Source organism: Phenylobacterium sp. 58.2.17 (assembly GCF_026411515.1).
Taxonomy (GTDB): Bacteria; Pseudomonadota; Alphaproteobacteria; order Caulobacterales; family Caulobacteraceae; genus Phenylobacterium.
In genome coordinates this window covers 14,114-28,840 of the sequence record NZ_JAPMTQ010000006.1, presented here as the reverse complement: position 1 = coordinate 28,840, position 14,727 = coordinate 14,114, and the positions used below count along the sequence as shown (strand labels likewise).

Annotated in this window: 14 protein-coding genes; 9 read left to right on the top strand and 5 right to left on the bottom strand. The window is 68.9% G+C overall.

Annotated elements, in window-relative coordinates; translation table 11 throughout:
* The first annotated feature begins 14 nt into the window (after nt 1–14).
* Entirely contained in the window at nt 15–986 is a 972-nt protein-coding gene (locus tag OUA97_RS06645; protein WP_267231038.1) for a phosphoribosylaminoimidazolesuccinocarboxamide synthase, read from the top strand.
* Between the two features lie 6 nt (nt 987–992).
* Here OUA97_RS06645 and OUA97_RS06640 read toward each other — a convergent pair whose 3' ends face one another.
* From OUA97_RS06640 to OUA97_RS06630, 3 genes are read right to left on the bottom strand one after another with little or no spacing between them, the layout of a single operon-like run.
* Nucleotides 993–2,129: a DUF3667 domain-containing protein gene (locus tag OUA97_RS06640; RefSeq protein ID WP_267231037.1), complete on the bottom strand. Its 1,137-nt coding sequence runs from the start codon at nt 2,127–2,129 to the stop codon at nt 993–995.
* 53 nt (nt 2,130–2,182) lie between these two features.
* The gene (locus OUA97_RS06635) at nt 2,183–2,785 is read right to left on the bottom strand and encodes a 2-hydroxychromene-2-carboxylate isomerase (RefSeq protein ID WP_267231036.1); all 603 of its coding nucleotides are present in this window, start codon (nt 2,783–2,785) and stop codon (nt 2,183–2,185) included.
* Nucleotides 2,786–2,795: 10 nt separating this feature from the next.
* Nucleotides 2,796–3,521: an SDR family NAD(P)-dependent oxidoreductase gene (locus tag OUA97_RS06630; protein ID WP_267231035.1), complete on the bottom strand. Its 726-nt coding sequence runs from the start codon at nt 3,519–3,521 to the stop codon at nt 2,796–2,798.
* Between the two features lie 80 nt (nt 3,522–3,601).
* On the opposite strand from OUA97_RS06630, the gene OUA97_RS06625 reads away from it, so the two are divergent.
* Nucleotides 3,602–4,069: a winged helix-turn-helix transcriptional regulator gene (locus tag OUA97_RS06625; protein ID WP_267231034.1), complete on the top strand. Its 468-nt coding sequence runs from the start codon at nt 3,602–3,604 to the stop codon at nt 4,067–4,069.
* Here the strand turns inward: OUA97_RS06625 and OUA97_RS06620 are convergent.
* Entirely contained in the window at nt 4,047–6,110 is a 2,064-nt protein-coding gene (locus tag OUA97_RS06620) for a prolyl oligopeptidase family serine peptidase (RefSeq protein WP_267231033.1), read from the bottom strand. The two genes, OUA97_RS06625 and OUA97_RS06620, sit on opposite strands and share 23 nt — an antisense overlap.
* 348 nt (nt 6,111–6,458) lie before the next feature.
* Here OUA97_RS06620 and OUA97_RS06615 point away from each other — a divergent pair, with 348 nt between their 5' ends.
* From OUA97_RS06615 to OUA97_RS06600, 4 genes are read left to right on the top strand one after another with little or no spacing between them, the layout of a single operon-like run.
* Nucleotides 6,459–7,133: a hypothetical protein gene (locus OUA97_RS06615; RefSeq protein WP_323690530.1), complete on the top strand. Its 675-nt coding sequence runs from the start codon at nt 6,459–6,461 to the stop codon at nt 7,131–7,133.
* A 35-nt stretch (nt 7,134–7,168) separates the two neighbouring features.
* The gene (locus OUA97_RS06610) at nt 7,169–7,849 is read left to right on the top strand and encodes an ABC transporter ATP-binding protein (RefSeq protein ID WP_267231031.1); all 681 of its coding nucleotides are present in this window, start codon (nt 7,169–7,171) and stop codon (nt 7,847–7,849) included.
* Entirely contained in the window at nt 7,827–10,394 is a 2,568-nt protein-coding gene (locus OUA97_RS06605; protein ID WP_267231030.1) for an FtsX-like permease family protein, read from the top strand. The genes OUA97_RS06610 and OUA97_RS06605 overlap by 23 nt, the downstream gene beginning before the upstream one ends.
* On the top strand, nt 10,394–11,467 hold the full coding sequence (locus OUA97_RS06600) for a carotenoid 1,2-hydratase (RefSeq protein WP_267231029.1): 1,074 nt from the start codon (nt 10,394–10,396) through the stop codon (nt 11,465–11,467). The genes OUA97_RS06605 and OUA97_RS06600 overlap by 1 nt, the downstream gene beginning before the upstream one ends.
* Here OUA97_RS06600 and OUA97_RS06595 read toward each other — a convergent pair.
* Nucleotides 11,464–12,540 carry a zinc-binding dehydrogenase gene (locus tag OUA97_RS06595; protein WP_267231028.1) on the bottom strand — a complete coding sequence of 359 codons (1,077 nt, stop codon included), beginning with the start codon at nt 12,538–12,540 and terminating at the stop codon, nt 11,464–11,466. The genes OUA97_RS06600 and OUA97_RS06595 overlap by 4 nt on opposite strands.
* A 93-nt stretch (nt 12,541–12,633) precedes the next feature.
* Here OUA97_RS06595 and fabD point away from each other — a divergent pair, with 93 nt between their 5' ends.
* From fabD to OUA97_RS06580, 3 genes are all read left to right on the top strand, one after another.
* Nucleotides 12,634–13,578, top strand: a complete 945-nt coding sequence (fabD, locus tag OUA97_RS06590) for an ACP S-malonyltransferase (RefSeq protein WP_267231027.1) — start codon at nt 12,634–12,636, stop codon at nt 13,576–13,578.
* 1 nt (nt 13,579) lies between these two features.
* Nucleotides 13,580–14,320 (top strand): 3-oxoacyl-[acyl-carrier-protein] reductase, encoded by a 741-nt coding sequence (gene fabG, locus OUA97_RS06585; protein WP_267231026.1) that lies wholly within the window; start codon nt 13,580–13,582, stop codon nt 14,318–14,320.
* 141 nt (nt 14,321–14,461) lie between these two features.
* Nucleotides 14,462–14,701: an acyl carrier protein gene (locus OUA97_RS06580; RefSeq protein ID WP_056019455.1), complete on the top strand. Its 240-nt coding sequence runs from the start codon at nt 14,462–14,464 to the stop codon at nt 14,699–14,701.
* The last annotated feature ends 26 nt before the right edge of the window (nt 14,702–14,727 follow it).

Sequence of the window (14,727 nt, the reverse complement as noted above, 5' to 3'; positions counted from 1 at the left end):
CGCGGATCGCCCCCATGGACAAGACGGCTCTGGCTCGCAACGCTCATCGCGTTCTGCGCGACGCGATCATTCCCGAGCTGCCGAACCCCTATTACGGCAAGGTGCGGGACAACTACGACCTGCCGGACGGCCGGCGGATCATCATCGCCAGCGACCGGATCAGCGCCTTCGACCGCATTCTGGCGGCGATCCCGTTCAAGGGACAGGTCCTGACCCAGACGGCGCGCTTCTGGTTCGAGAAGACCGCCGATATCTGTCCGAACCATGTGCTGGCCTATCCCGATCCGAACGTGGTGATCGGCCGCCGGCTGGACATCCTGCCGGTCGAGATCGTCGTGCGCGACTATCTGGCCGGGACCACCGGAACCTCGATCCTGACGCTCTACAAGAAGGGCGAGCGGGAGATGTACGGCCACCGCCTGCCGGACGGGATGGCCGACAATCAGAAGCTGCCGCACCCGATCATCACCCCGACTTCGAAGGCCTTCGACGGCGGCCATGACGAGCCGTTGACGCCGGAGCAGATCGTCGAGCAGGGGCTGCTGACCGCCGAGCAGTGGGAGACGCTCTCGAAGTACGCCCTGGCCCTGTTCGCCCGCGGCCAGCAGATCGCCGCCGAGCGCGGCCTGATCCTGGTCGACACAAAGTACGAATTCGGCGTCGACGCCGACGGCCAGATCATCCTGGCCGACGAGATCCATACGCCCGATTCCAGCCGCTACTGGTTCGCCGAGAGCTACCCGCAACGCTTCGCCGAGGGCCGGCGCCCCGACAGCTTCGACAAGGATTTCGTGCGCGCCTGGGTGGCCGAGCGCTGCGATCCGTACAAGGACCCGATCCCGGAAATCCCGGCGCAGATGCTGGTCGATACGGCGGCCGTCTATATCCAGGCCTTCGAGACCATCACCGGCCAAACTTTCGCGATCGACGAGAGCGACGAGCCGGTGCTGGATCGCGTGCGCCGCAACCTGGCGCAGTTCTTCTAAGCGCCGCTAGCCGGCCACGCCGAGCATCACGACCGCGGCGAGGAACAGCGACAGCGCCAGGCCGCAGAACAGCAGCAGCATGGCCGTGCGCCAGAGCGCCGAGAAGGTCGTCAGGCCATAGGCGCCCTTGACCTGGGCGAACATGTGGACGGGGGCAATCGCTGTGGCGGCGAGCAGGGCGAGGGCCGCAAGCAGGCCGCCGAAACGCATGAGCCCGGCCGTGAGCATGATCAGCATGGCCATGAAGGTCAGTGAGTAGAGTACGAAGACCCCGTGGTCGTAGAGCGTGAAGCCGCGCTTCCAGAGGAAAAGCAGCGCCACGAAAGGGATCGAGATCGGGATCAGCAGGAACGAGAATTTGTAGAAGGTCTGCTGCAGCTTGTAGAGCGTGAGCTCCGGGTTCTGCAGCTTCTTCGTCAGCTTCTTGTCTAGCTGCTTGTCGCCGGTGTTGACCTTTAGGTCGCCCTTGGCGATGGCTTCCTGCAGGGTGTCGGCGAGGCTGGCGCCCATGACCGCGACGTTGGGCGCGGTCGGCGCCTTCTCCATTGCTGCGTCCGCGGCCTTTTCAGCTTCCCTGGCCTTGGCCAACTGCGCCTGGAGCGCGGCCCGCGCGGCCACCGAGGCCGGGTCGTCGCCCTTGGGAGCGTTCTCCAGCGCGACCTCGGCCTGAACCACCGCGTTGGTGGCCATCATGTAGGTCGTGCCGGTCGAGGCGGGGCCGCTGGCTGCGTCGCGCACCGCGGTCTCGGCCGCCTCGATCTGGGTGTTCACCGGCATGAAGCTCAGGATCATGAACATCACGAAGACGGTGAACAGGTACATGGCCAGCGGCGAGACGTAGCGCGTCCGCTTGCCGAGCACCCATTCGCGGGTCAGCCGGCCGGGATTAACGACCAGCAGCGGCAGGGTGCGCCAGATCCGGCTGTCGAAGTGCATCACTCCATGCAAGATCTCTTCGCCCAGGTGCAGCAGGGTGCGGTGGGTGTGGGCCGGCTGGCCGCAGTTCGCACAAAAGCGGCCGCTGACTTCGGCGCCGCAGTCGTCGCAATGATGGCTGTGCTCGCCGGCCTTGCCGGCCGGCTTTTCGACGGCGGCGGCCAGCACCGCGCCCGTCACCGCCCCGCCTGTCGAATCCACGTCCATAGCCGGCTCCAGCTCCCCCGAAGGGAGTGTTAGACCGGTTCGAGCCGGCGGCGCTAGGCCGCCAGCTCCTCCTCGACCTGGCCCAGCCGCTCCTTGCCGAAGAACATCTCGGCGCCGACGAAAAAGGTGGGGATACCGAAGGCGCCGCGGGCGGCCGCCCGCTCGGTGTTGGCCATCAGTTCGGCCTTCACGTCAGGGTCTTGGGTCGCCTCGAGGATCGCCTTGGCGTCGAGGCCGGCCTCGGTCAGCGCGGCGGCCACGACCTGCGGATCGTCCATCTTCAGGCCGCGTTCCCACATCGCGGCCATGACCGTGTCGAGATAGGCCTGTTCGACGCCCAGCCGACGCGCCGCCACCAGGCCGCGCATGATCAGCAGGGTGTTGACCGGGAAGTGCGGATTGAACTGGTAGCGGTCGAGTTGGTGCTTGGCCACGAAGCGCTTGGTCTCCAAGGCCTCGTAGGCGAGCTTGCCCTGAATGCCTCCAAAGGCGGTCATCGGCGCCTGGTTGCCGGTGATCTTGAAGATCCCGCCCAGGAGACACGGCGTCAGCGCCACCTGCGCCCCGGTCCGCCGGGCGATGTCCTGCAGCACGGTGTAGGCCAGGTAAGCGTTCGGGCTGCCAAAGTCGAAGATGAACTCGACGGTCTTGGTCATGGGGCGTTCCTCACCAGGTCTCGGTCCAAGGGCGCAGATCCAGTTCGTGCGTCCAGGCCGAGCGTTGTTGCTTGTGCAGCCAGACATAGTTGCTGGCGATCTCGTCGGGCTTGAGGATGCTGTCGCCCTCCAGCCGAGCTTCCAGGTCGGGGATGTTGGCGCGCGAGAAGACCCCGTCGATGGAGCCGTCGACCACCACGTGGGCGACGTGGATTCCCTGCGGGCCGAGCTCGCGGGCGGCTGACTGGGCCAGGGCCCGCAGCCCATGCTTGGCGGCGGCGAAGGCCGAGAAACCCTGCCGTCCGCGTAGCGAGGCGGAGGCCCCGGTGAAGAGGATGGTTCCGCGGCCGCGCGGCAGCATCACGCGGGCCGCCTCCCGTCCGGTCAGGAAGCCGGCGAAGCAGGCCATCTCCCAGACCTTGTGGAACACACGTGAAGTCGTGTCGGTAAGGCTGAAGCGGACGTTCGCGCCGATGTTGAAGACGACGACCTCCAGTGGGCCGACCTCGGCCTCGATCTTGTCCACGAGGGCGATCATTTCCTCTTCGGATCGGGCGTCGACGCCGTAGGCCCGGGCCTTGCCGCCGCCGTCGCGGATCGATTGGGCCAGTTCCTCCAACTGTTCCAGGTTGCGGGCCCGCCGCGTGATGCAGACCTCCATACCCTGGGCCGCGAAGGCGCGGGCTATCGCTCCGCCGACGCCGTCGCCGGCGCCGACCACCAGACAGGCCGCCATGGCTCGTCTCCCATAAGTTTATTTTCTGGACTGACCATGGTATCGATTCTGGACGTGGTCAATGGCGGATGGAGCCGGCGATGAAATGGGACGAGCTGAGCCGGGAGCCGTGCTCTGTGGCGCGGTCCGTGGCGGTGATCGGCGACCGCTGGACGCTGCTGATCCTGCGCGACTGTTTCCTGGGCGTGCGGCGGTTCGAGGCTTTTCAGGAACGCCTTGGCATTTCACGCACGATCATCGCCGACCGGCTGAAGGTGTTGACCGACGAGGGCGTGCTCGAGAAGGCGCCCTACCAGGAGCGCCCGGTTCGCCATGAGTACCGGCTGACGCAGAAGGGGTTAGACCTCTATCCTGTCATCCTGGCCGTGGTCAGCTGGGGCGACCGTTACTACGACGACGGCCGCGGTCCGCCGATCCTGCGCCGTCACAAGGCTTGCGGCTGCGACTTCCAGCCGGTGATGACCTGTTCGGAGTGCGGCGACGAGGTGGAGGCCCGGGCGGTCGAGGCCCGCCCGGGGTCCGCCTTCAGTCCATCAGCTGCTGGCTGAGATAGGTGTATTCGAGCGCCTGGCGCTTGGCCGTCTCGTTGAGGTTGGCGGCGGCGGCGTGACCGCCGTCGATGTTCTCGTAATAGAGGTAGTCGTAGCCGAGCTCCTTGAGCCGGGCGGCGGCCTTGCGGGCGTGGGCCGGATGCACGCGGTCGTCCTTGGTCGAGGTCTCCAGGAACACCCGCGGATAGGGCTGGCCCTTGGCCAGCTTCTGATAGGGCGAGTAGGTGTCGATCACCTTCCGCTCTTCCGGATTGGCCGGGTCGCCGTACTCACCGACCCACGAGGCGCCGGCGCCGATGTGCGTGTAGCCGATCATGTCGAACAGCGGCACCTGGATGACGACGGCCTTGTAGAGCTCCGGCCGCTGGGTCAGGGCCACGCCCATCAGCAGTCCGCCGTTCGACCCGCCCATGATGCCGAGCTTGGCCGGGCTGGTGACCTTGCGCGCGATAAGATCCTCCGACACCGCGAAGAAGTCGTCATAGACCCGCTGGCGGTTCAGCTTCAGGCCGGCCTCGTGCCAGCGCGGCCCAAACTCGCCGCCGCCGCGGATGTTGGCGATCGCATAGGCGCCGCCACGCTCAAGCCACAGCTTGCCGACGGTGGCGGCGTAGCTGGGCGTCTGCGAGACCTGGAAGCCGCCATAGGCGTAGAGCAGGGTGGGCGTGCGGCCATCGAGTTTCATGTCTTTCGCCCGGACCAGGAAGTAGGGGATCTTGGTCCCGTCTTTCGAGGTGGCCCAGTGCTGTTCGACCATCTGCTTGGAGGCGTCGAACCGGGGCGGCAGCGTGCGGAGGGTTTCACGCGATCCGCTGGCGGCGTCCGCGAGCAACTGGGTGGAGGGGGTTAGGAAGCCTGCGACCTGAAGGATCAACCGGTCGTCCCGGTCGGACGCCGAGGCGATGCCGACCGAGACGTCGGCGGGAAGGTCGAGCTTGGTCGAGGTCCAGCCCTTGGCGTCGTGGCGGAAGCTGAGCACGCCGCCCTTGACGTTGTCGTAGAGCGCGACGACCAGACGGTTGCGGGTCGTGGCCACCTGCTCGACCGATTGGCTGTCGGTCGGGCGTAGGACCAGCGTCGCCTTGGCGTTTGCGGCGTCGGTCTTGAGGGCCGCGAGGTCGAGGGCCACGACGTCGCCCGACTGGCCCGATTGCGCCGCCCAGGCTTCTTCCAGCGTCAGCAGCATCTGACCGTCCAGCAGGCCCTGGATCGACGAGCGCAGAGGCAGCGGCAAACGCGTGGCGCCGCGTTCGTCGACCAGGTGGTGCTCGGCGTTGAAGGTGTCGAGCGGGCGGTGAGCGATCAGGGCCTGAAGCTTGCCGTCGGCGTCGCGCAGCGCGATCGGACTGACGCCGTAACCGCCGTCGTCAGCCTTGCCGCGAAACACCTCGCGGGCGTCGGCCAGCGCCTGGCCGCGCTTCAGCAGCTTGATGACAAAGGGATAGCCGGAAGTCGTGACCTCGCCCTTGGTCCACTCGGTGGCGACCGCCAGGGTGTCGGCGTCGACCCAGCTGACGCGGTGCTTGCCCTCAGGCAGCAGGAAACCGCCCTTCACGAACGTGCCGGTCTGGATGTCGAACTCGCGGACCTCGACGGCGTCCTTGCCGCCATCGGACAGGGAGATCAGGCAAAGGCGGTCATCCGGCGCCAGGCAGTCGGCGCCCTTGTAGACCCAGTTCTTGCCCTCGGCCTTGGCCAGGGCGTCGATGTCCAGGATGGTGCGCCACTCCGGCTGGCCGGTCCGGTAGCTATCGAGGGTGGTCGAACGCAGCACGCCGCGGACGTGATCGGCGTCCTGCCAGAAGTTGCGGAGCGTCGCGTCGCCCGCAAAGCCGACGGGAGTGATCCGGTCCTTGGCCGTCACGATCGCCAGGGCGTCGTCATAGAGCTTGGCGTAGCGCGGATCGTTCTGAAGCTGCGGCAGCGAGCGCTCGTTCTCGGCCTTGGCGAAGGCCATGGCGCGGGCGCCCTCGATCTCCTCCATGTAGACGTACGGGTCGCTCGGATCGGGCAGGGCGGCGGCGGGAAACGCGGTCATGCTGCTCAACATGGCGCCAGCCGCCATTTTTCCAAGGAATGGGATACGCATTCGGGAACTGCCTCTCGAAGTGATCGTGCCAAGGTCGAGCTTAGGGCAGTCCGATTGCGGCGCGCAAATGCGCGGCGACGAAAGGAATTTCGTCGCCAGGGGTTGAGACGAGGCAAGGGCTTCCGATCTCGCGGGCGACCTAGGCCGCCCCATGGGAATCCGTCATGGTCCCGCGCCATGACGAACGAACCCTTTTTCAAACGGGACGGTCAATATTTCGTCCCAACCCCCGCCGGCCGCGGTCCCTGGAATCCCAACTCTCTCCATGGACGGGTCATCATTGGTCTTCTCGGCTTTGTGCTTGAGCAGAAGCATGGCGATGCGGAATTCATCCCCGCCCGCCTGACCGTCGACATGTACAAGCTGCCGGGCTTCGACCCGATCGAAGTCACCACCAAGGTGGTGCGTGAGAGCGGCCGCATCCGCGTGATCGACGCCGAGTTCATCTCCGGCGGCGTCAGCATGGCGCGCGCCACCTGTCAGTTCCTCAAGCGGACCGAGAACTCGGAAGGCAACGTCTGGAAGCCGGGCAACTGGAGCGTCCCGTCGCCGCTCGACATTCCCGAGCCGGAGAACCGCGGCGGCATGGGCGGCATGTGGGCCTCGCGGCCGATCAGCGGCGGCTTCGCCACTGCCGAGCAGCGCCGCACCTGGATGAGCGAAGTGCGCGACATCGTCGAGGGCGAGCCGCTGACCCCGTTCCAGCGCGTGGCGGTGGCCTGCGACTTCGTCAGCCCGCTGACCCACGTCGGCGACCAGGGCCTGGGCTACATCAATTCGGACGTGACGCTCTATCTGCACAAGCTGCCGGACACCGAATGGGTCGGCTTCGAGAGCGTCTATCACGGCGCCGACGACGGCGTGGCCGTGGGCGACGCCCGGGTCTACGACGAGAGCGGCCCGATCGGCGTCGCGTCCTGCACGGCCCTGGCCCAACGCCGGCTGGCGCCGCCGCCGCCCAAACCATCCTAGCTGCAGAGGGCGCGGTTCAGGCTAGGATGACGCCGATGACCGCGCCCGTTCTGCAGATCTCGGACCTCGCCAAGTCGGTGCCCGGCGGCCGCGTGCTGTTCGAGGGGCTGAACCTGCGCCTGTCGGCTGGCGAGTTCGTGGCGATCATGGGCGAGTCGGGGGTCGGCAAGTCGACCCTGCTGAACCTGATCGCTGGCCTCGACCAGGCCGATGCGGGCGCGATCGCCATCGACGGCGTGGACCTGGCTGGTCTGGACGACGACGCCCGCACCCTGCTGCGGCGGGACCGCGTCGGCTTTGTCTTCCAGGCGTTCCATATCCTGCCGCACCTGACCCTCGGCCAGAACGTGGCCCTGCCGCTGGCGCTGCAGGGGCGGGGCGGAGATGACGCCCTCGACCACGCCGATCGGATGCTGGCGGCCGTAGGGCTGGCCGGTCGCGGCGGCGACTATCCGCGCCAGCTATCGGGCGGTGAAATGCAGCGCGTGGCGATCGCCCGCGCCCTGATCCATCGACCAGGCCTGCTGCTGGCCGACGAGCCGACCGGCAATCTCGATCCGGAGACCGCCAACCGGGTGTTGCAGGTGTTCGCCGAGGAGGTCCGGCGGTCCGGCGCCGCCGTGGTGCTGGTCACCCACTCAGAGGTCGCGGCCGCGGCGGCCGACCGCACGCTCATCCTGGGACGGGAAGGCCTTGTCGAACGCCCGCGCGCCTGAGCAGCGGGGGCTGGCCGCCCGCTGGATGATCCTGGGCGAGTGGCGGGCCCACCCGATGCGGGTGATAACCGCCGCGGTCGCCATCGCCGTCGGCGTGGCGTTGGGGCTAGCGGTGCACCTGGTCAACGCCTCGGCGCTCAGCGAATTCTCCAAGGCGGTCAGCGCGGTCAACGGCGAGGCCGAACTGCAGGTGCGCTCGACGACCACTCGCGGGTTCGCCGAGGGACTCTATCCTGAACTCTCGCGCATGGACGACGTCGCCGCGGTGAGCCCGGTCGTCGAGCTGGAGGCCGGGACCGACCGGCCGGGCGAAACCCTCACCGTCCTGGGCCTGGATGTTCTGCGCGCGGCCTATGTCACCCCCAGCCTGATCGGCCGGCCGCTGGCGGCCGAGGCGAGCGAGGCGCGCGGCCCGACCTTGGAGGCGGCCTTCGACGAACGGGCGGTCTTCCTGTCGCCAGCGGCGCTGCAGGGCCGGGCGGTCGGCCAGGAGATCGAGCTCAGCGCCGGCGGGCGGCGGGCGGTGTTCAAGGTCGCAGGCGTGCTTCCAGGCGTGGGAGACGAGCGGAAGGTGGCGGTGCTCGATATCGCCGCCGCGCAGTGGAAACTGGGCGCCCTCGGCCGGCTGCAGCGGCTGGACCTCAAGCTCGCCGGCGGCGCGGATGTGGCCCGTGTGGCCGAGCGCCTGCGGGCGGTGCTGCCGAATGACGCCCAGCTGGTCACCCAGACCAGCGAGGCGCGGCGCAGCGACAGCCTCAGCCGGGCGTATCGCGTCAATCTGGAGATGCTGGCGTTGATGGCGCTGCTGACCGGCGGCTTTCTTGTCTACTCGGCGCAATCGCTCTCGGTCGCCCGACGGCGCCCGCAGTTCGCCCTGTTGCGGGTGCTGGGCGTGCGCCGCCGGGGGCTGCTCGCCCAGGTGTTGGCCGAAGGCGTCGTCGTCGGCCTGGCCGGGGGCCTGATCGGGATCGGGCTCGGCGTCGCGCTCGCGAACGGCGCGCTGGCCTTGCTCGGCGGTGATCTCGGCGGCGGCTATTTCGGGGAGTCCGCGCCGCAACTGGCGTTCTCTCCCGGGCCGGCTCTGCTGTTCCTGGCGCTCGGCCTGGCGACGGCGATCGTCGGCAGCCTGGCGCCGGCGCGTGAAGCGGCCCGCGCCCAGCCGGCGGTGGCGCTCAAGAACGACGGCGACGCGGTAGACCCGCGGGCGACGCCAGCGATCTGGCCGTCGATCCTGCTGCTCTCGGCGGGGGCCGGCGCCGCCTTCGGGCCGGCGATCGGCGGCGTGCCGCTGCTCGGCTATGCCGCAATGGCGCTGCTGCTGGCGGGCGGCGTGGCGGCGATGCCGTGGTTGGCGCGGGTGCTGCTGTCGGATCTGAAAGGCCGCTCGTTCGGGAGCGTCGCGCCGGAGCTGGCGGTCAAGCGGCTCTGGGGTGCGCCGTCGCAGGCCGCGGTGGCGCTCTGCGGCGTGGTGGCCAGCACCAGCCTGATGGTGGCGATGGCTGTGATGGTCTCCAGCTTCCGGGGCTCGGTCGAGGACTGGCTGGCGCAGGTGCTGCCGGCCGACCTCTACCTGCGGATCGAGGCGGCCGGGACAGGGGGAGGGTTGGATCCGCAGGACCAGGCGAGGCTGGCGGCCACCCCGGGGGTCGCGCGAATCGCATTCATGCGCACCACGACGCTGCGGATGAGCGCGGACGCGCCGCCGCTGGCGCTGATCGCGCGACCGGAGGGCGGGCTGGACGCCGGCGCGCCGCCGATGATCGGTCGCACGGCGACCGCGCCGCCGGGGACGATCCCCGTCTATGTCTCGGAGCCGGCGGCCTGGCTCTATGGCTGGAAAGTCGGCCAGCGCATCGGGCTGCCGATCGCTGGCGCGCCGCCGCAGGGGTTTTTCGTGACCGGCGTCTGGCGCGACTACGCCCGGCAGCACGGGGCCGTGACCCTGGAGAGCCACGACTACACGGCGCTGACCGGCGATCGCTCGCGCAGCGAGGCTTCCGTGACGCTTGCGCCCGGCGCCGATCGCAAGGCGGTGGCTGCGCGGTTGGAGGCCAATGTTCCGCAGCGCCTGGCTGGTCGCGTGACCGTGGCCGAGCCCCGGGCGCTGCGGGACATGGCGCTACGACTGTTCGACCGTAGCTTCGCGGTCACCTACGCCCTGGAGGCGATCGCGATCGTGGTTGGCCTGGCGGGCGTGGCGGCGACGGTCTCGGCCCAGACCCTGGCGCGGACCAAGGAGTTCGGGATGTTGCGGCACCTAGGCGTCACCCGTCGTCAGATCGTCGCCATGCTGGCGACCGAGGGCGCGCTGCTGGGCGCGGTCGGGGGGCTGGCGGGGATCGGGCTCGGGCTGATCATGAGCCAGGTCCTGATCCACGTGGTGAACCCGCAGTCGTTCCACTGGACGATGGAAACGCGGCTGCCGTGGGGGCTGCTCGCCGGCGTCGCGGCCGCTCTCGTCGCCTCGGCGGCCGGCACGGCGCTGCTCGCAGGCCGGCGCGCGGTGTCGGCGGACGCGGTGCGCGCTGTGCGGGAGGACTGGTGATGCGGCGTTGGCTGCTCGCCTGTCTAGCGCTGCTGGCCGCCTGGGCCGTGCCCGCGCTCGCCGAGGCGCCAGGCTACTCGGTCGTGCGGCCCGGCGCCGTCCTGACGTTCCCCAGCGATCATGGCGCGCATCCAGGATTCCGGACCGAGTGGTGGTACGTGACGGGTTGGCTGAAGACGGAGAGCGGCGAGGACCTCGGATTTCAAGTGACCTTCTTCCGCTCGCGGCCGCCGGGCGCGAGCGACAATCCCAGCGCCTTCGCCCTGCGGCAGATTCTGTTCGCCCATGCAGCGATCTCCGACCCGGCCGTCGGTAAGTTGATGCACGGCCAGCGCATCGCCAGGGCCGGGTTCGGGCTGGCGGAGGCGCAGGTGGGCGACGCGGACCTGGTGATCGACGATTGGCGGTTGAGGCGCGGCGCTGACGGCCGCTTTGCGACCAAGGCGTCAGGCGAGGGGTTCGTGCTAGACCTGACCTTCACCCCGACCCAGCCGGTGCTGCTGCAGGGCGAAGCCGGGTTCAGCCGCAAGGGACCGCTGGCGAGCCAGGCGAGCTACTACTACAGCCTGCCGCAACTGAAGGCGTCCGGAACCGTGCGGCGCGGCGGCAAGGCGGTAAAGGTCACAGGCACCGCGTGGCTGGACCGCGAATGGTCGTCGACCTTGCTCGATCCGTCAGCCGTCGGCTGGGATTGGGTCGGCCTCAACCTCGACGACGGTGGGGCCCTGATGGCGTTCCAGGTGCGCGACGCGGCCGGCAAGGCGTTGTGGTCCGGGGGATCGCTGCGGGGCGCCGACGGCCGCACGGTGCGGTTCGCGCCCTCGCAGGTGCGGTTCACGACGCAACGGAACTGGCGCTCGCCACGCACGGGCGCGGTCTATCCGATCGAGCGGACGGTCGCCGTGCAAACGCCCGGCGGGCCCAGGCGCTGGACGCTGAAGCCGTTGTTCGACGACCAGGAGCTGGACAGCCGCGCCTCTGGCGGCCCTGTCTACTGGGAGGGGGCCGTACGCAGCCAGGACGGGCGCGGGTATCTGGAGCTGACCGGCTATGTCAGCCCCATGAAACTTTAGGGCTGGACCAGGATCTTCACGTGCGCTTCGGGATCGCCGAGATCCTTGAAGGCCTGGGCGACGCCGTCGAGACCGACCGTCCCCGTGACCACGTTGCTGACGTCGATCCGGCCTTCGGCGATGTCGTGCAGGGTGGCGGCGAACTCCTCCGGCGAATAGCCGAACACGAAGGTCAGCTCGATCTCCTTGGTGATGGCGATGGCCGGCTCGATGCGGTCGCTCTCCATGCAGACGCCGGCGACGACGATCTGCGCGCCGGCGGGCGAGGCCTCGATCAGGCTCTGCAGCACGCCGGGCGAGCCGACGCACTCGAACACCACCGGGCGGCCGAAGCTGCCGCCCATCATCCGGACCACGTTCTGGGCCGCGCGCGCGGTGGGGACGCCGAAGCCCTCCCAGTGGGAGTGCGGGCTTTCGACCGCCGGGTCGATGACGACGTCGGCGCCCAGCATCTCGGCGGCCGCCCGGCGGCGGGGCGAGAAGTCGGCGGCGATGACCGGCCCGTGCCCCTTGGCCTTCAGGCCGGCGATGACCGCCAGGCCGACCGGGCCGCAGCCGACCACCAGGGCGACGCTGTTGGGATCGAGGCGGGCCTTGGCGACCGCGTGCGCGCCGACGGCGAAGGGCTCGGTGAGCGCGGCCTTGTCGGTGGGCAGGCCGTTAGGGACCGGCAGCAGCAGCGCTTCGGACAGGATCATCCGCTCGGCGAAGCCGCCAGGCAGGTTGTTCGAAAAGCCGAGCATCTCGACGCCGCCGACCGGGGTCAGGGTGGCAGGGATCGATACTACCCGTGTGCCGGCCTTCAGCGCGCCGGTCGTGCCGGGGCCATGCTCGAGGATCTCGGCGCAGAATTCGTGACCGAACACGGTGTCGGCGGTCGGGTCGAAGCCATCGCCCATGCCGCCGGCGCGGCGAGTGAGGTCGATCATGTGCTCCATGTGATGCAGCGCGTGCAGGTCGGAGCCGCAGATCCCGCAGGCGAGCGTGCGGACCAGAACCTGTCCCTGGTCGGGTTGCAGATCGGCGATGTCGTCGCAGATCAGTTGCTTGTTCCGCCGGATCACCGCGCGCATGACATCCTCCCGTTCTCGATCGCCGCCTTGCCGGGGCTTGGCTTATCCCCTAACCCTCCCGGCTCGGAATCGTAAGTGCGTGGGAGACGCGCAATGAGCCTCGCCTTCATTTTTCCTGGCCAGGGCAGCCAAGCTGTCGGGATGGGCGCGGACCTCGCCGAGGCGTTCGCCTCCGCCCGTGAGGTCTTCCAGGAAGTCGACGACGCCCTGGGTCAGAAGCTGTTCGCGCTGATGCGCGAGGGGCCGGAAGGGGACCTGACCCTGACCGAGAACGCCCAGCCGGCCCTGATGGCCGTCTCGCTGGCGGTCACCCGGACCCTGGAGAAGGAATTCGGCGTCGGCATCGAGAAGGCCGCCTTCGTGGCCGGCCACTCGCTGGGCGAATATTCGGCCTTGGCGGCCGCCGGCGCGATCAGCCTGGCCGACACCGCGCGGCTGCTGAAACTGCGCGGCCAGGCCATGCAGCGGGCCGTGCCGGTCGGCGCGGGCGCGATGGCCTCGCTGATCGGCCCGAAGACCGACGTGGCCCTGGCCGAAGCCGCCGCCGAGGCCGGCTCGAAGGTCGGCGTCTGCGTGGTGGCCAACGACAACAACAACGGCAATGTGGTGATCTCGGGCGACAAGGCCGCCGTCGACGTGGCCATCGAGAAGGCCAAGGAGCTGGGCGCGCGGGCGATCCCGCTGAACGTCTCGGCGCCCTTCCACTGCCCGCTGATGCAGCCGGCCGCCGACGAGATGGCCCAGGCCCTGGCCAGCGCCACGATCATCGCGCCGCGCGCCCCGGTCGTGGCCAACGTCACCGCTCGCCCGACCCTGGACCCCGAGGAGATCCGCCGGCTGCTGGTCGAGCAGGTCACCGGCCGCGTGCGCTGGCGCGAGAGCATGATCTGGCTGGCCGGGGAGGGCGGGGTGGCCCGTTTCGCCGAGGCCGGCGCCGGCAAGGTTCTGTCGGGCATGGCCAAGCGCATCGCCCCGGACGCCGAGGCGACCCCGCTCAACACCCCCGCCGACCTTGAAGCCTTTGCGAAGGGACTCTGAGATGTTCGACCTGACGGGAAAGACCGCCCTGGTCACCGGCGCGACCGGCGGCATCGGGGGTGAGATCGCCAAGGCGCTGCACGCCGCCGGCGCGACCGTTGTGCTGTCGGGCACGCGTGAGGCGGTGCTGCAGAACCTGGCCCAGCAACTCGGCGGCCGCACCTTCGCCGTGCCGGCCAACCTCGCGGATGCGGAATCGGTCGACAGCCTGCTGGCGCGCGCCGAGGAAGCCGCCGGCGCGGGCATCGACATCCTGGTCGCCAATGCCGGGATCACCCGCGACGGCCTGTTGATGCGGATGAAGGACGAGGACTGGGATGCGGTCCTGAAGGTCAACCTGGAAAGCTACTTCCGGCTCAGCCGTGCGGCGATGCGCGGCATGATGAAGCGGCGCCATGGCCGAATCATCGGCATCACCTCGGTCGTCGGCGTGATGGGCAATCCGGGGCAGTCCAACTACGCCGCCTCCAAGGCCGGCATGATCGGCTTCTCCAAGGCCCTGGCCCAGGAGGTCGCATCGCGCGGGATCACGGTGAATTGCGTGGCGCCTGGCTTCATCGAGAGCCCGATGACCGACGCGCTGAACGAGCAGCAGAAGGCCCAGATCATGGGCACGATCCCGGCCGGAAGACTGGGCGCGGGGGCCGAAGTGGCCGCTGCCTGCGTCTATCTGGCCAGCGACGAAGCCGCCTACATGACGGGGCAAACCCTGCATGTGAACGGCGGCATGGCCATGATCTGAGCCCGCTGGCGTGGCCGTAGCGAACATGCTACGTCGCCGCGCGAACCGGCGAGGCGAAGGTCTCTACCCGTATATCCGCAACGGTTGACATCCCGTCGGCCGTCGCGGATGGATTTAGCGAAACACAAGGGACTTAAGCGAATGTCCGACATCCTCGAGCGCGTGCGTAAGATCGTCATCGAACATCTGGACGCCGACCCCGAGAAGGTCACCGAAAAGGCGAGCTTCATCGACGACCTGGGCGCCGACAGCCTCGACAACGTCGAGCTGGTCATGGCCTTCGAAGAAGAGTTCGACATCGAGATCCCGGATGACGCCGCCGAGCACATCCAGACCGTCGGCGATGCGGTGAAGTTCATCGGTGAGCGCCTGGGCGCCTAAGGCGAACCCACGGAATTCATTGAATT

Excerpts from the sequence above, each read along its gene's own strand:
- OUA97_RS06645 (WP_267231038.1), top strand. The coding sequence starts at position 15 with ATGGACAAGACGGCTCTGGCTCGCAACGCTCATCGCGTTCTGCGCGAC.
- OUA97_RS06640 (WP_267231037.1), bottom strand. The coding sequence starts at position 2,129 with ATGGACGTGGATTCGACAGGCGGGGCGGTGACGGGCGCGGTGCTGGCC.
- OUA97_RS06635 (WP_267231036.1), bottom strand. The coding sequence starts at position 2,785 with ATGACCAAGACCGTCGAGTTCATCTTCGACTTTGGCAGCCCGAACGCT.
- OUA97_RS06630 (WP_267231035.1), bottom strand. The coding sequence starts at position 3,521 with ATGGCGGCCTGTCTGGTGGTCGGCGCCGGCGACGGCGTCGGCGGAGCG.
- OUA97_RS06625 (WP_267231034.1), top strand. The coding sequence starts at position 3,602 with ATGAAATGGGACGAGCTGAGCCGGGAGCCGTGCTCTGTGGCGCGGTCC.
- OUA97_RS06620 (WP_267231033.1), bottom strand. The coding sequence starts at position 6,110 with ATGACCGCGTTTCCCGCCGCCGCCCTGCCCGATCCGAGCGACCCGTAC.
- OUA97_RS06610 (WP_267231031.1), top strand. The coding sequence starts at position 7,169 with ATGACCGCGCCCGTTCTGCAGATCTCGGACCTCGCCAAGTCGGTGCCC.
- OUA97_RS06600 (WP_267231029.1), top strand. The coding sequence starts at position 10,394 with ATGCGGCGTTGGCTGCTCGCCTGTCTAGCGCTGCTGGCCGCCTGGGCC.
- OUA97_RS06595 (WP_267231028.1), bottom strand. The coding sequence starts at position 12,540 with ATGCGCGCGGTGATCCGGCGGAACAAGCAACTGATCTGCGACGACATC.
- fabD (WP_267231027.1), top strand. The coding sequence starts at position 12,634 with ATGAGCCTCGCCTTCATTTTTCCTGGCCAGGGCAGCCAAGCTGTCGGG.
- fabG (WP_267231026.1), top strand. The coding sequence starts at position 13,580 with ATGTTCGACCTGACGGGAAAGACCGCCCTGGTCACCGGCGCGACCGGC.
- OUA97_RS06580 (WP_056019455.1), top strand. The coding sequence starts at position 14,462 with ATGTCCGACATCCTCGAGCGCGTGCGTAAGATCGTCATCGAACATCTG.